The 14,039-nt window shown below is 50.6% G+C and carries 15 protein-coding genes and 1 tRNA gene; 14 read left to right on the forward strand and 2 right to left on the reverse strand.

Annotation, left to right across the window (positions count from 1 at the left end):
* The first annotated feature begins 179 nt into the window (after positions 1-179).
* The 4 genes from MKY96_RS28880 to MKY96_RS28895 all read left to right on the forward strand — a co-directional run bounded on the left by MKY96_RS28880 (position 180) and on the right by MKY96_RS28895 (position 3,620).
* The gene (locus MKY96_RS28880) at positions 180-941 is read left to right on the forward strand and encodes a ParA family protein (RefSeq protein WP_209987398.1); all 762 of its coding nucleotides are present in this window, start codon (positions 180-182) and stop codon (positions 939-941) included.
* Positions 934-1,776, forward strand: coding sequence for a ParB/RepB/Spo0J family partition protein (locus tag MKY96_RS28885; RefSeq protein WP_036728055.1), 843 nt, complete (start codon positions 934-936; stop codon positions 1,774-1,776). The genes MKY96_RS28880 and MKY96_RS28885 overlap by 8 nt, the downstream gene beginning before the upstream one ends.
* 93 nt (positions 1,777-1,869) lie before the next feature.
* Entirely contained in the window at positions 1,870-3,033 is a 1,164-nt protein-coding gene (locus tag MKY96_RS28890) for an aminotransferase class V-fold PLP-dependent enzyme (RefSeq protein WP_340945812.1), read from the forward strand.
* A gap of 86 nt (positions 3,034-3,119) precedes the next feature.
* Positions 3,120-3,620, forward strand: coding sequence for a DUF4446 family protein (locus MKY96_RS28895; protein ID WP_340945814.1), 501 nt, complete (start codon positions 3,120-3,122; stop codon positions 3,618-3,620).
* Here MKY96_RS28895 and yyaC read toward each other — a convergent pair.
* Positions 3,592-4,200, reverse strand: a complete 609-nt coding sequence (yyaC, locus tag MKY96_RS28900) for a spore protease YyaC (RefSeq protein ID WP_076081912.1) — start codon at positions 4,198-4,200, stop codon at positions 3,592-3,594. The two genes, MKY96_RS28895 and yyaC, sit on opposite strands and share 29 nt — an antisense overlap.
* Positions 4,201-4,397: 197 nt before the next feature.
* Here yyaC and MKY96_RS28905 point away from each other — a divergent pair, with 197 nt between their 5' ends.
* The 4 genes from MKY96_RS28905 to MKY96_RS28920 all read left to right on the forward strand — a co-directional run bounded on the left by MKY96_RS28905 (position 4,398) and on the right by MKY96_RS28920 (position 6,082).
* Entirely contained in the window at positions 4,398-4,673 is a 276-nt protein-coding gene (locus MKY96_RS28905) for a DUF3343 domain-containing protein (RefSeq protein WP_340945816.1), read from the forward strand.
* Positions 4,666-5,703 (forward strand): mechanosensitive ion channel family protein, encoded by a 1,038-nt coding sequence (locus tag MKY96_RS28910; protein WP_340945819.1) that lies wholly within the window; start codon positions 4,666-4,668, stop codon positions 5,701-5,703. Before MKY96_RS28905 ends, MKY96_RS28910 begins: the two co-directional genes overlap by 8 nt.
* The gene (locus MKY96_RS28915; RefSeq protein WP_076081909.1) at positions 5,703-5,915 is read left to right on the forward strand and encodes a DUF951 domain-containing protein; all 213 of its coding nucleotides are present in this window, start codon (positions 5,703-5,705) and stop codon (positions 5,913-5,915) included. The genes MKY96_RS28910 and MKY96_RS28915 overlap by 1 nt, the downstream gene beginning before the upstream one ends.
* A gap of 76 nt (positions 5,916-5,991) precedes the next feature.
* Positions 5,992-6,082, forward strand: a tRNA-Ser gene (locus tag MKY96_RS28920).
* A gap of 472 nt (positions 6,083-6,554) precedes the next feature.
* Here the strand turns inward: MKY96_RS28920 and MKY96_RS28925 are convergent.
* Entirely contained in the window at positions 6,555-6,752 is a 198-nt protein-coding gene (locus MKY96_RS28925) for a YjzC family protein (RefSeq protein WP_036728044.1), read from the reverse strand.
* Between the two features lie 247 nt (positions 6,753-6,999).
* Between MKY96_RS28925 and rpsF the strand changes: the two genes are divergently transcribed.
* The 6 genes from rpsF (at position 7,000) to MKY96_RS28955 (ending at position 14,033) form a co-directional block, all read left to right on the forward strand.
* Complete coding sequence (gene rpsF, locus MKY96_RS28930) at positions 7,000-7,284, forward strand: 30S ribosomal protein S6 (RefSeq protein WP_036728042.1); 285 nt, start codon at positions 7,000-7,002, stop codon at positions 7,282-7,284.
* A gap of 49 nt (positions 7,285-7,333) precedes the next feature.
* Positions 7,334-7,849 (forward strand): single-stranded DNA-binding protein, encoded by a 516-nt coding sequence (gene ssb, locus MKY96_RS28935; RefSeq protein WP_076081908.1) that lies wholly within the window; start codon positions 7,334-7,336, stop codon positions 7,847-7,849.
* A 21-nt stretch (positions 7,850-7,870) separates the two neighbouring features.
* Positions 7,871-8,143, forward strand: coding sequence for a 30S ribosomal protein S18 (rpsR, locus tag MKY96_RS28940; RefSeq protein WP_036699837.1), 273 nt, complete (start codon positions 7,871-7,873; stop codon positions 8,141-8,143).
* Positions 8,144-8,669: 526 nt separating this feature from the next.
* Positions 8,670-10,634 (forward strand): endonuclease MutS2, encoded by a 1,965-nt coding sequence (locus MKY96_RS28945; RefSeq protein WP_340945822.1) that lies wholly within the window; start codon positions 8,670-8,672, stop codon positions 10,632-10,634.
* Between the two features lie 230 nt (positions 10,635-10,864).
* On the forward strand, positions 10,865-12,586 hold the full coding sequence (opp4A, locus tag MKY96_RS28950; RefSeq protein ID WP_340945824.1) for an oligopeptide ABC transporter substrate-binding protein: 1,722 nt from the start codon (positions 10,865-10,867) through the stop codon (positions 12,584-12,586).
* A 394-nt stretch (positions 12,587-12,980) separates the two neighbouring features.
* The gene (locus tag MKY96_RS28955; protein ID WP_340945828.1) at positions 12,981-14,033 is read left to right on the forward strand and encodes an LCP family protein; all 1,053 of its coding nucleotides are present in this window, start codon (positions 12,981-12,983) and stop codon (positions 14,031-14,033) included.
* The last annotated feature ends 6 nt before the right edge of the window (positions 14,034-14,039 follow it).

Here is a 14,039-nt window from a genome sequence, read left to right on the forward strand (position 1 = left end):
AGGTGTTGGCCGCCTTTTCTATGACTAGCTCCGAACATTATCACATATACACTCTAAGGATAAGTTGTTGTCTATTTATCTACATCTCCGCAAATGTGATGCCGTAGATCCAGATTATAATGCCGTTAACAGCTAAGAACTACAAGATGATTCTTTCTAAACAATTCGAGGTGAAATAAGTGTCCAAGATTATTGCCATAGCAAATCAAAAAGGCGGGGTAGGTAAAACAACAACCTCTGTGAACCTGGGTGCCAGCATGGCTACTCTGGGGAAGAGAGTGCTGCTTGTTGATATTGATCCGCAAGGCAACACTACGAGCGGCGTTGGCGTCAACAAAGCGGATGTAGAGAATTGCATTTACGATATTCTTATTAATGAAGTGAATCCGCAGGAAACAATACAGGAGACCCGGATTGAGGGCCTTCATATTATTCCGGCAACCATTCAGCTGGCAGGAGCAGAGATCGAGCTGGTCTCTACGATATCGCGGGAACTGAAGCTGAAGAAGGCACTGAATGCAGTGAAGGCGAATTATGATTACATCATCATCGATTGTCCGCCATCATTAGGGATTCTTACCATTAACTCTCTAACGGCTGCAGACTCAGTGATTATCCCTATACAATGCGAATATTATGCGCTTGAAGGATTAAGCCAGCTGCTCAACACGGTAAGACTGGTTCAGAAGAATCTTAATCCGCATCTCAAAATTGAGGGAGTATTGCTCACGATGCTGGATGCCCGGACGAATCTCGGAATTCAGGTTATTGAAGAAGTGAAAAAATATTTCCAGGAAAAGGTATACAGAACGATCATCCCGCGTAATGTGCGCCTAAGCGAAGCCCCTTCACATGGACAGTCAATTATTACCTACGATTCCCGTTCCAAGGGAGCGGAAGTATATTTAGAGTTGGCAAAGGAAGTGATCTCTTATGAGTAAGCGTTTGGGAAAAGGCTTGGATGCATTAATACCTTCTCTGTCGATCAATGAAGACGATAAGGTAGTAGAGATCCCGTTGACGCAGCTTAGAGCCAATCCTTATCAGCCGCGCAAGGATTTCAATGAAGAGGCCATTCAGGAGCTTGCAGAATCCATAAGACAGCATGGTGTGATCCAGCCTATCATTGTTCGCAGTGTGTTGAAAGGGTATGAGATTATTGCCGGGGAACGCAGATTCAGGGCCTCGCAATATTGCGGCAAAGCTACGATTCCGGCAGTGGTCCGCAGCCTCAGTGATCAGCAGGTAATGGAGATTGCCCTGATCGAGAACCTGCAGCGTGAGAATCTTAACGCGATGGAAATAGCGGTTGCTTATCAAGGACTGATGGATCAATTCTCACTAACTCAGGAAGAGCTTTCTCTTAAAGTCGGAAAGTCCAGATCGCATATCGCCAACTTTTTGCGGCTGCTTAGCTTACCGGAAGAAGTGAAGGATTATGTTTCACGTGGAACAATTTCGATGGGGCATGCCCGGGCAATTGTGGCTCTGAAAGATCCGGAGGTCATCAAGCAATTGGCTGCTCAGTGTGTGGAGCTTCAGTGGAGTGTTAGAGAACTGGAAGAGGTAGTGAAGAATCTCGACCGCAAACCGGCTAACGGAATTAAGGCCAAGGTTGTGAAACGTGATCCTTATATTGATAATGTAGAGGAAGTATTACGGGAGCGATTCAAGACAACCGTCAAAATTAAACAAGGCAAGGAAAAAGGAAAAATCGAATTAAACTATTACAGTGCCCAAGACCTGGAAAGATTGCTGGAGCTGCTGGGGAACTGATTTGGATATTTGTACCGAAGACATATCCTGAGATATCCTTAATACGGATATGGAGGGGTATGTTTTTTAAATCGAAAAGAGGGAGGGCGGAAGATGGAGAGGCTGGTATATCTCGATCACGCAGCTACTTCGTGGCCCAAGCCGCCGGAGGTGGCTGCAGCTATGGTGGAGGCCTTGGAGCAGTCAGGAGCCAATGCCGGGCGGGGCAACCACTCACTGGCTATCGGGACGGGGCGGGTATTAGTTCGTGCACGAATGCTGCTGGCAGAGTTGTTTGGTATAGCGAATGCTCAGGATATCGCGTTCACTCATAACACAACTATGGGGCTAAATATGGCTATTAAGGGTACACTTCAACCAGGGGGTCATGTCGTGTCAACGATGACGGAGCATAACTCTGTGCGCAGACCCTTGGAGTATTTGCGCCGGAGCATCGGGATTGAAGTGGATTATATACAGGCGGACCGCGAGGGCCAAATTAATCTTCACGAGCTTCAGCGGTCTCTGCGTCCTAACACCCGGATGGTGATCTGCAATCATAGTTCCAATCTGCTGGGAAGTATTCTGCCGGTTGGGGATATCGGTGACATCGTGAAATCGCATGGGGCTGTGTTCCTGGTAGATGCCGCTCAAAGTGCAGGGGCGCTTAATATTGATGTGGCGGCTATGAATATTGATCTGCTGGCATTTCCGGGACATAAAGGGCTGCTCGGTCCGCAAGGAACCGGGGGGCTGTATATCTCTCCTGTGCTGGATCTGGAACCGCTGATGCATGGAGGGACTGGCAGTCAGTCGGAGAACAGCGAGCAGCCAAGTGTTCGCCCGGACCGTTATGAGGCAGGAACACAGAATGCCGTCGGAATAGCCGGTCTGCTGGCTGGCGTGAAGGCGGTTAAGGCGCTGGGAGTGGAACAGATTCATATGCAGGAATGGAAGCTGACACAGCTGTTGATGGAGGGCTTGGCTGCTATTCCGGGCATGCGGATTCTGGGCCCGGCGCCGGGCGCTCCGCGCAGCGGAATTGTGGCTTTTGTCGTAGAGGGACAAGAGTCGGCGCATATTGCCCACCGGCTGGACCGCGAATACCAGATTGCCGTACGGGCAGGTATGCACTGTACACCGCTGGCGCATCAAGCAGCGGACACTCTGGATAGCGGAGCGGTAAGGGCAAGTGTAGGAGTGAGCTCCACGGAAGCGGATGTTCAGCGGCTGCTGTTAGCCATGAAGGAAATGTACGGCGTATCGCGTTCAAGTTAGTAAGGGGATAAGGATTCGGGTGGATTATACAGGTCGGTGTCGTTACAGCGTGGGAATTCTTATTTTTGTATAAAGGATGATTCAACATGTCGGAGTTAAATGAAATCATAAGCGAGTATTTATCGGCGTTCATCATGGGCTTTGCCGGGGTCATCATACTGATGGTCATTATGTTGATCGTCCAGGGCGCCAAGCTTCGCAGAATGCGGAGCCGGTACGAAGCCATGATGGGCGGGAATGGCATAGAGGATCTGGAGAATCTGCTGGTCAACCTGAAGAATCAGGGGGATATGCTGGAGGAGGTCCAGCTGGAGCAGAAGACGCTGCTTGAAGCGGCACATACCAAAATGCGCGGCATGAAGTCCAAGGTGGCCATGAAGCGCTATAATGCTTTTGGAGAACGCGGTAATGACCTGAGTTTCTCGCTTGCCATTCTGGATGACAACCACAGCGGGATTGTGCTGAGCAGTCTGCACAACCGCGAGAACTCATATATCTATGCTAAGCCGGTTGAACAGGGAGAGTCTCCGTATGCTCTGTCACCGGAGGAGAAGGAAGTTATTGCTCTCGCGTTGCAGCAGATCTAGCATGCAGGTTCCATTGCTTCAAGGCAGAGTAGAGGCTGGATGAAATAATATCCGACAAGCGCATCACCAGGCTTAATCTGGTGTTCTGCAATACGAAATATTCCATGAATCCTCCCACATTAACGATGCCGGTCAAATGGATATCGCCAACAGGGGGGAGCTGCTTGTTGACCCCTGCGCCGGGACGCAGCGGACCTTCAACCACCTGAATACAGCCGACGCTGGTGGACTGGCCGAGGCAGGCGTCAATGGCGATGATGAACGGGTTGGCATGCTTTTGGTACACAAGGCCCACTGTCTCTTCCAGGTTAATAGCATGTACCGGCTCCTCCAGCGTTCCGTAGAGATGGAACAGCGGGCTGTGAAAGCGGGCCAGTGTCGTGCCGACCAGGGGGCCAAGAGAATCGCCGGTCGAGCGGTCCGTGCCCACGCAGATAATGACAATGGGCGTATCCGGACGGGTGCGCGAAAAGTGGAACAGCAGACGGTGGGTAATGGCAGAATAGATATTGGGATCGGCATGTGATATTTTTAAACAGGATGGTTCTTGCAGCGGTGGAGCTTTGGAAGAGAAATTCATATAATCGTCCTTTCTGGGGCGGCGACTGCAATTCACGGGAAAATCAGCTAAAAAAGCAGTCAGGCTGCCAGGCTGCTGATTATGCAAGGCTTACGTCCGCGGGAGCGTGTTCTGATGATCCTAGTATATGGATGGAAGTGGTTTTTTATACTATGGCGGCAATAGATAGGACCAATAGCCCAGAGGAGGCGTGGAGTGTGGAGGAGGAACTGCTGCTAGCGTTTGATTCGACCCAGCAGGCGCTGCGCGCCGAGATGCTGCTTGAATATGCGGAGATTGAAATCGATATCTTCCCTACGCCCAAGGAGATCACCGCCGGCTGTGCGATGTCGATCCAATTCTCCCGGAGTGCGCTGGATGAGGTAAGGGTCCTGGTCGAAGAGCAGAACGTAGAGATCCGGGGGATCTTCGCCAAGGCCGTTGAGGGTGCAGGGTATGTGGAAATAACGGAGAAGGAGGGGTTCGATGATTAACAGCTTACTTGCGGCCGACGGTGTTGAAGGTGTTGTTAATGATGCCGTCCGCTTCAAAGATAAATTATGGGACTGGTTCACCAATGCGGATATGTGGGCCACGGTCTTGTTTTCGGGAATCAGAATTCTCTTAATTTTCATTCTGACCCGGGTGATTATCAAAGTGGTCTCCAATGTGATTGACCGGTCTCTTGAGCGGGAGACGAGGGGGAGGATGCTAGCGAACAACCGGCGTTTCTCCACTGTCGGCGGACTGATGAAGAATGTGGTTACCTTCTTCTGTAACTTCACCATGATTCTGCTGGTTCTGTCGGAGTTCAACTTCGATCTGAAGCCGCTGCTCGCCGGAGCAGGGGTAGTCGGGCTGGCTATAGGGTTCGGCGCACAAAGTTTGGTCAAAGATGTGATTACGGGCTTCTTTATTATTTTTGAGGACCAGTTTGCAGTCGGTGATGTGATCCAGAGCGGAACCTATAAGGGAACGGTAGAGATGATTGGCCTGAGGACGACCAGACTGTTAAGTGCTACGGGCGAGGTACACATCATTCCTAACGGCACGATTGTGAATGTGACGAATTATTCGCTGGCGAATGCACTGGCTGTAGTAGATGTTCCGGTTAAAATCGAACGCGGGCTCGAAGCCACCCTGGCCCTGATCGGCGAGGCGCTTCAGGGCATCGAGGAACGCAGCTCCAGTGTCATTGCCTACCCTAATATTCTGGGAATCCAGTCGATGAGCACCTCGGAGTATGTCATCCGCATAGCGGCGAATTGCCTGCCTAATGCCAGAGACGCTGCCGAGCGGCAGATTCAGAATGATATCAAGCATGCTCTGGAGAAGCAGAGCGCCCTGGAGGCTGCTAAGGCCGAGCAGGAGGCGCGTGAGCAGGCGGAGAGGGAGGCAAGAGAGGCTAAGGCGGCTCGTGAGCAGGAGCGTACAGAGGAAGCCCGCAGAGCCCGTGAGGAGCAGGAGGCCAGCCCAAGAAGGCAGGTGGCAGCTGCGCAAGAGGCAGAGGAGGGGGAAGAGTAATGGAACGCAAGGTATTCGGGCTGGGTGATATAGTACAGATGAAGAAGCAGCATCCCTGCGGAACGAACGAGATGGAGATTATCCGTATGGGGATGGATATCCGGATTAAGTGCACCGGCTGTCAGCACAGTGTCCTCATTCCCCGCGCCAAATTCGAGAAGAATCTGAAGAAGGTCCTGCATTCAGCGGATAGCGGAGCGGAGAATAATTAAGCCGGTGCAGGCAGCGAAACGCAAATGAATAACGCTTGCAATTGTGCGATTGGCATGATATGATAATTCTTGCTGCGGAGAGGTACCCAAGAGGCCCAAGGGGGCTGACTCGAAATCAGTTAGGCGTGTCACAGCGTGCGTGGGTTCGAATCCCACCCTCTCCGCCACTTCAGCAATTATATTCTTAATTTATGAGACCTCCGTTCTGATACGGGGGCTTTTTTGTGCAAATATAAGAATTTTATATGTTGCACACGATTAATTATCCTTCTATTTCTCGCTGAAACGGTACCGTCCTGTAAAAGGACGGCAAAGCCGTTTCCACTTGCTGCATACTTCATCGTGAAGTCCGGATAGATTGCACGCAAAAAGAGAGACCTTCGCAGGTCTCTCTTCCAGAGGCAGTACATCAATGACGTTCGGAAATCTCTGTCTATAGCTACTACTGTGATTGGGTAATACTAAAGCTGTTACTCCTTTTTACAGAGCCAGCTTCACTCTCCCCGGGTACGATAGCTGCTGAATTCAGAATCCCTGTGATCGTGTTCGTCTGCGACGTTCAACGGAACCACACCTCTCTTTTGTACTGCCTGGGTCTAGTATGCGCAGCGTTCAAGGTTTTATACCTGGCTGCTGAAATTAATGGACACGGGCCTTCTCGACTTTTTTCCACTTGCGGTTCTGGTTGCTGGTCTCCGGGAAGGTGTCGCCTTTCTCCATTGTAATCCGCTTTGGATTCTGAATCTCCGTGTGGAAGCTCCGCGCTTCGCCTACCTCGGTGTAAACGCCCGGGTTGGGGGCTTTGTCGCCTTTTTCATACTCCGTCTGTTCGCCCATTGGTGAATAACCTCCTGTTATCGAATGATGAAGCGGTTATATTGTGGCCTTGACGATGAGGGATTACTCAGAGGTTATTATGGAATCCGCCAACACCTTTTTACTATGGTCCAGCATCTGGTACGTATTAATAAAACTTGCAATCCTCTGCTGGGTTTGGTATATTGATTTGGTGCGAGTCTATGTTTGTGCTCGTTCCTTGCTCCTGACCTGATCAGGGGCCGCAGACCATAAGGAGGTGAAAATTATGCGCAAATATGAAGTCATGTACATTATTCGTCCTGACATTGAACAAGAAGCCGTTCAAGCAGCAGTCGAAAAATTCCAAGGCATCATCTCCAACGGCGGAGAAATTACAAAGCACGATGTGCAAGGTAAACGCCGTCTTGCGTATGAGATCAAGAAACATCGTGATGGCGTTTTTGTTTTGGTTAACTTCAATGCAGAACCTGCAGTAGTTACTGAGCTTGAGCGTATCATGAAGATTTCTGACGAAGTAATTCGTTATCTCATTACGAACGACGTTGCCTAAGATATTGACAAGCTTTGTAACGAATCGCGCTATTAAGGAGGGGACCTAATTGTTGAACCGTATCATTCTGATCGGTCGGTTGACCCGTGACCCGGAACTTCGTTATACTCCTGCTGGTGTTGCCGTAACACAGTTTACGCTTGCCGTAGACCGTAACTTTACGGGCCAGAACGGTGAACGCGAAGCGGACTTTATCCCGGTAGTAACCTGGAGACAGCTGGCTGAGACCTGTGCCAATTATTTGCGCAAAGGAAGACTGGCAGCCGTGGAAGGACGCATCCAAGTACGGAATTACGAGAATAACGAAGGCAAACGTGTATACGTTACTGAAGTTATTGCCGATAATGTCCGTTTCCTGGAATCCGCGCAGAGCCGTGAAGGCGGAAATGCAGCAAGTGGCGGAAGTATGCCTGAAGAGCCAGCCTTCGGTGGCGGCGGTAACGGCGGGAACAGTGCTCGCGGAAATGGAAGCAACAATAATTTCTCGCGTAACAACAATACCCAAGATCCCTTTTCGGGCGATGGAAAACCGATCGATATATCGGACGATGATTTGCCATTTTAATAAGGAAGGACTGAACTGAACATGGCTTTCAAACCAAGAGAAGGTGCGGACAACGACAAAAGACCGGCACGTCGTGGTGGACGCAACAAGCGTAAAAAAGTGTGCTATTTCACTGTGAACAAGATTACTCACATTGATTATAAAGACACTGAGCTTCTTAAGAAGTTCATCAGCGAACGCGGAAAGATCTTGCCGCGTCGTGTAACTGGTACAAGTGCAAAATACCAACGCGCTCTGACTATTGCTGTAAAGCGCTCGCGTCAAATCGCGCTGCTGCCTTACACAACAGAATAGGACGTTTTATGAAGCAGCCGGCTTAGCCGGCTGCTTTTTGTATGGGATAACCCCTAATTGACAAACGGATTCCAGCTGTAGTAAATTACAGGTATCCTATAACTAAAGGGGAAATTTTGATGTTGGTGAGCGTTCTTAACTAAGCAATTTCATATCGTTCCGGCTGTTAGCCGCCGCATGCTCTGATTTTGCCAGAGGCATGTCTTGTTGGAGTCTGTCCTGGTGACATCTCTGACTGAGTAGACCGTGGGCTGCTGGAATGAATGATTTAGTTAAGAACACACGCGAAGCGTCATGATGGCCTCTTGATCCGGCTATTGTTCTCTTTGTGATTAACCGTGCTCTTGCAGCACGGTTTTTTCTGTTTTCAGGTGTCCTCCCGACAGAGCCGGGACTCTGAGGCCAAAGAGAAGCAGCAGCAATAAGAGGGCGAAGACTGCCGTAGTGGCGGTTCTTTGCCCTCTTTTTGCGTTATGCGCAGTGGATTGGGATAAGAAATATACTTGTATACAAGGAGGAATTCAGCTTGAATCTGCAAAGTCTGCACACATTGGAATATGAGACGATTAAGCAGGAATTGCTGCGTCATGCGGTATCTTATGAGGGAAGAAGGATTGTCAGTGAGCTTCAGCCGATGATCTATCTGCCGGCGATACACCGGGCGCTTGAGGAGGCGCAAGAAGCGAAGGAGCTGCTGGAACGCGGAGCCAGTGTGCCGATTCCCTCGCTGGAGGGCATTGAATGGGTGCTGTCACTGCTTGGAACCGGCTATATGTATAATGAGCAGGATTTCACTGCAGTCTCGCTGTTTCTGAACAGCTGCGGACAGCTCAGGAAATACATGGCCGCCAAGGAGCAGATAGCGCCGCGCATCGCCGCTTACGGGGCATCCCTTCAGGAGCTGAATGGGGTTCGGGACGAGATAGAACGGTGTATCCGGCTGGGCGTCATTGATGACCAGGCCAGCAAAGGACTGGAACGGGTCCGCAAACGGCTGGCGGTCGCCAAGGAGCGCCTGCACCGGAAGCTGGAGAGTATCATGAACCGCCACAAATCCATTTTACAGGAAAGTCTGGTCAGTATGCGCGGCGGGCGGTATGTCATCCCGGTGAAACGGGAGTATCATAAGCAAATTAAGGGCTCGGTGCTGGATCAGTCCACCAGCGGGCAGACGGTATTCGTGGAGCCGGATGAGGTGGCCTCGTTACAGGGAGAGATCGGGCTCCTGACTGCTGACGAGGCCCGCGAGGAAGGAATAATCCTGAGTATGTTGACAGGGCTGTTAGAGCAGGAGCAGGCCGCTATCCGGCTTAATATTGAGGTAACGGGCATGTATGACTTTATTTTCGCCAAAGGGAAGGTTGCCCGGGTAATGGATGCTGGGCCGGTTGCTCTGAACGAACGCGGGTATGTGAGGATGAATGGAGGCCGTCACCCCCTGCTGAAGGATATGGTGCCGGTCAGTCTGGAGCTGGGTCAGGGGTATAAATCGCTGATCGTAACCGGGCCGAATACAGGCGGCAAGACGGTGGTGCTCAAAACTCTGGGCCTGCTCGTATTAATGGCACAGTCCGGCCTGCTGGTACCGGTTGATCCCGGCAGTGACTTCGCGGTCTTCACCAATGTAATGAGCGTTATCGGAGACGGACAGAGCCTGACACAGTCCCTGAGCACCTTCTCGGCACAGATGAAGAGTATTGAAGGAATGCTCTATGATGCCGGCAGAGGCGTGCTGCTGCTGATTGATGAGCTGGCTGCCGGCACAGACCCTGGTGAAGGGTTCGCGCTGTCCATCGCGATTCTGGAGGAGCTGAACCGGAAGGGGGCTAATATCGTGGTAACGACCCACTTCAATGAGCTGAAGGCCTTCGCGGCGGCAACGGCAGGCTTCGAGAATGCACGGATGGAGTTCAATCAGAACACGCTGCAGCCGCTGTATAAGCTAACGATTGGCGAGGCTGGCGAGAGCTACGCGCTGCAGATCGCCGAGAAGCTGGGTATTCTCCATTCCGTTATCGAGCGGGCCAAACAGCTTGTGACAGAGCAGCAGGGACACAGAAGCGGCCACAGCCCGTGGACGGACGCTATCAGAGCTGCTCAGAGGGCTAAAGAAGCAGCGGAGGCTGAAATATCTGCAAAAGCGGATAGAACGGCTGAAGGACAGCAGGTAAACGGTGTATCACAGGAGGCGCATACTCCAGTACCTGAATTTGCGATCGGGGATGCTGTCTATGTCAGCTCTCTGGGGCGCACTGGAATTGTCGATGAGAGGAAGGACAGCCGGGGGAGGGTCGGAGTGATGATCCAGAAGCAGAAGCTGAGCATTAACCATAAGCGGCTGAAGCCTTATCTGTCCAAGGAGGAGCTGTATCCGGAGGATTATGATTTTGATATTATTTTTGAGAGCAAGGAGACCCGGAAGAAGCGTAAGCTGATGCGGAAAAAGCATGTGGAGGGCCTTAGCATCATCCACCCGGGAGAGGAAAATTAAGGCGCTGCTGTAGCTGAAGTCTGCCCGTCAGGGCAGGCTTTTTTCAACATCGGAAGGGTTCTTGGCTGCCCCGAAATAAATTAAAGACTTCACTTTACAGTGAATATTGTATATCCTCTATAATGTGGAATAATTAATTGTCCATAATCTGCATAATAGGCATTACAGTAAAATCTAGTGTGGAAACCGCTTACATTACTGTGTGATCCAACCCGGGAGGGAAGAAATATATGTCAAACCGACTCATCGGCAGACTGATGCTACCGCTTGCGCTCTTGGTGGCATTGTCGGCATGCAGCGGGCCAAGCCCGGCCGTCAAGAATGTTGTGGCGCGCCTTAGCCAAACAGCCGATGAACCCATTACAGGCGGGACTGTGACCTTCGGCTACCCGTCGGCTTTTCAAGGGATTTTTGAACCGGCATTCTTCGAAGGAGAAGATGATTCCAATGTGCTGGAGTTCACCACTGAGGCCATGTTCACTGTGAAGGATGATTTGTCCACTGCTCCTAATATCGCCAGCTGGCAGGAGTCCGAGGATCATACGGTGTTCACATTCACCATTAAGCCCGGGGTCCGCTGGCATAACGGGGATGAGCTGACCGTGGAGGATTGGAAGTTTGCTCTGGAGACTATCGCCAGCCCGGAGTATACGGGTTCCAGATACTATAGCGTTGAGATGATCAAGGGCGCAGAAGCTTACCACCAGGGCCAGGCGAAGGAAATTACAGGGCTTAAGGTGATGGACCCGTATACGCTGCGCATTACAATGAATTCAGCACGGGTGAACATGATTGATAATCTGTGGGCCTACCCGATGAACAAGCGGTACTTCGAGGGAGTGGCTGTTAAGGACATGCCGGACAGCGATCAGGTGCGCAAGCAGCCAATTGGCACGGGTCCGTTCATGGTAACCAGCATTGTGCCGGGCCAGACGGTGGAAATGAAACGGTTCGATAATTATTACAAGGGCGGAGCGCTTCTGGACGGGATTACTTATAAGGCGATCGACAGCAAGGATATTACCGCTCTGCTTGAAGCAGGAACTGTCGATATGGCGGCTTTGCCGCGTGATGCCTATGAAGCCGCAGGGCAATTGGATAATGTAGAGATTAGGGTCACACCAGGAATGTCGTTTGAATATATCGGGTTCAAGTTTGGACACTGGGATGAGACAGACGGTCAGGTGGTAATGGATAATCCCAAGTTTAAGGATAAACGACTGCGTAAGGCAATGTATTATGCACTTGACCGGCAAGGGATTCTAGATAAATATTCCTATGGCCTTGGGACGCTTATCGAGACACCTATCCCCAGCTCCAGCTGGGCCAAGATCGCGGATGAGGAGATCGACACCTATCCCTATTCTCCGGAAAAGGCTGGGCAGCTGCTGGATGAGGCCGGGTATCTGGATATGGACGGGGATGGACTCCGCGAAGATCCCGGCGGCAAGAAGCTTGTTATTCACTATGATGCGATGAGCGGCAGCAAGACAGCTGAGGCCCGGACGGCAGCCATTCTCCAGAATTGGCGTGATGTCGGGCTGGATGTGCGGCTCAGCGGAGGAAGCCTGAAGGAGCTGAATACCTTTTATGAAGCGGTGGAGTCGGATGATCCGGCAGTGGAGCTGTTCAACGGCGTGTGGGGACTGGCCAGCGACCCTGATCCTTCGGGCTTATGGCGCGCTGCCGATTCGTGGAATTACCCCCGGTGGACGTCGAAGCGCAGTGAGGACCTGATCCGGGAAGGAGTCAGCTTGAAGGCGTACGATAAGGACTTCCGGAAGGAAATCTATTATGAATGGCAGAAGCTGATCAATGATGAGGTTCCGATGATCTTTTTCGCTGAACGCTCGGATATTACTGCGGTGAATAAGCGCCTGCAAGGGGTAACAATGAACGCTTTAAGCAATATCATCAATCCGCAGAGCTGGTGGATTAAGGATACTGAATAGGCTAAGAGGACGGTCTGATCTGCTGTGTTAAGTGGCTGAACAGACTGTCTTTTTTTATTTTTTTCCCTGAAAAAGAATCAAAACGCCGTTTGCTGCGTCATATACTTTATGGAATATAAGCGGCTTAAATGCCAATGTTGTCGTTATTTGTTGTTTCTTTTTAGTTGTGAAGTGATTACAATAGAAATATTGTTTATGTGTCAAAGCCGTTTTCCAGGTTTATTCTACAATTAGAACGACCCGAATCCCGGAAAGGGGGAATAATACCATCTGAAGCAGGGCGGCGTACAGCAGCTAGAACAGCCCACTCATGACTGTCTTGGAAGCCCAAGCGGCCATTGTAAATAGATTACGTTCATAATATGTACATTCCACCATAAAGAAGGAATAAATAATGATGAATAAGCTTAAAAAAATAAAGAAAAGATACATTGCGCTCATTCTGGTACTGGTGATTGCCGCCGGAGGGTTTCTGTTCCAGAAGCCGCTTGCTGTGCTGGCCTTCGACCTCTTTTTGTCCGATCAGGTAGAGACCAAGCTGGCAAACGAATCTTATGTGCCTCTGGAGAATAACACCAGCAAGACACCGACTTCCGTTAAGGCTGAACCCGTGGCACTCAAAAGCGATCCGTTCTCTCTGATGCTTCTGGGTACAGATCAGCGGAAGAATGAAACCGCACGCTCAGATACCATGATGTATGCGGTGATCCGGCCGGAGGATTATAAAATTCTGCTGATCTCCGTTCCCCGGGATACCTACACGGAAATTATCGGATACAAGGACAATAAGAAGGATAAAATTACACATGCTTATGCGTTCGGCGGGCAGCAAATGTCCAAGGACACACTGGAAGCGCTCCTCGGCCATGATATTCAATATTATGCCACCATCAACTTTCAGGGGCTGAAGGATGCTGTCGATGCCATTGGCGGTGTGCCGCTCCCGATCAAGAAGGATATTGTCAACAAAGGCAAAGACCATGAGAAATTCACCATTAAGGCCAATAAGTCGAATTATAACGGCGAAGAGGCACTTAACTATACCCGCTACCGTGAGGATAGCGATTTCAACCGGACCAAACGTCAACAGGTCTTTATTGATGTCGTAGCGAATAAAATGTTATCAATCAGCCAGATCGGCAATATTCCTGAGCTGCTGGATATCATGGGCGACAACTTCAAAACGGATATTCAGCCCTCGATGATCATCAGTCTCGCCAAGAAGTTCATGGGCGGCAAGGACATGGATATCTCCAGCTTCACGGTGATGGGGGAAGGCAAACGGATGGACGGGGTCTACTACGATGTAGTGAACGAAGAGGATCTGAATAAAGCCAAGGCGCTGATCGACAATTGGATGAACCCCAGCACACCGGTTGACCAGCTGATTGAGCCGGGCAAGGCCGGCAATGCGCTTGAGCCTTCGGCCACACCTGCAGTACAATAGGATTAG

Origin of the sequence: Paenibacillus sp. FSL R7-0302 (assembly GCF_038006885.1) — a bacterium.
Taxonomy (GTDB): Bacteria; Bacillota; Bacilli; order Paenibacillales; family Paenibacillaceae; genus Paenibacillus_AQ.